At 53.6% G+C, this 1,215-nt stretch carries 1 rRNA gene; it reads left to right on the forward strand.

Going from position 1 to position 1,215, the window contains the following annotated elements:
- Positions 1-1,215: ribosomal RNA gene (locus tag AC0YNZ_RS31375) — 23S ribosomal RNA — on the forward strand; the annotation flags it as partial.

The raw sequence follows: 1,215 nt of genomic DNA on the forward strand, positions 1-1,215 counted from the left end.
GGTTAAGCTAGTAAGAGCGCACGGAGGATGCCTAGGCACCAGGAGCCGAAGAAGGACGTGGCGAACAACGATACCGCCTCGGGGAGCCGTAAGCAGGCTTTGATCCGGGGATTTCCGAATGGGGAAACCCAGCTGTCGTAATGGACAGTTACGGTTGAGTGAATACATAGCTCAACACGAGGCATACCAGGGGAACTGAAACATCTAAGTACCCTGAGGAAGAGAAAACAAAAGTGATTCCGTCAGTAGCGGCGAGCGAACGCGGATTAGCCCAAACCAAGGAGCTTGCTCCTTGGGGTTGTAGGACGTCTCACATGGAGTTACAAAGGTGTTTGGTAGGCGAAGAGGTCTGGAAAGGCCCGCTAGAAGAGGTAAAAGCCCTGTAGCCCAAACCAAGCACTCTCCGAGACGGATCCTGAGTACGGCGGGACACGAGAAACCCCGTCGGAATCCGGCAGGACCATCTGCCAAGGCTAAATACTCCCTGGTGACCGATAGTGAAGCAGTACCGTGAGGGAAAGGTGAAAAGCACCGCGGAAGCGGAGTGAAAAAGAACCTGAAACCGTGCGCTTACAAGAAGTCAGAGCCCGTTAAATGGGTGATGGCGTGCCTTTTGTAGAATGAACCGGCGAGTTACGATTACGTGCAAGGTTAAGTCGGGAAGACGGAGCCGTAGCGAAAGCGAGTCTGAATAGGGCGAATAAGTACGTGGTCGTAGACCCGAAACCGTGTGATCTACCCCTGTCCAGGGTGAAGGTGCGGTAACACGCACTGGAGGCCCGAACCCACGCACGTTGAAAAGTGCGGGGATGAGGTGGGGGTAGCGGAGAAATTCCAATCGAACTCGGAGATAGCTGGTTCTCCCCGAAATAGCTTTAGGGCTAGCCTCGAGGAATGAGCGTCGTGGAGGTAGAGCACTGATTGGGTGCGGGGCCCGCCAAGGGTTACCAAGTCCAGTCAAACTCCGAATGCCATAGACGTGCTACTCGGGAGTCAGACAGTGAGTGCTAAGATCCATTGTCAAGAGGGAAACAGCCCAGATCATCAGCTAAGGTCCCCAAGTGTGTGTTAAGTGGGAAAGGATGTGGAGTTGCAAAGACAACCAGGATGTTGGCTTAGAAGCAGCCACCATTTAAAGAGTGCGTAATAGCTCACTGGTCGAGTGACTCTGCGCCGAAAATGTAACGGGGCTAAACACACCACCGAAGCTATGAC

It is taken from the genome of Paenibacillus sp. J2L1-98, from assembly GCF_056269405.1.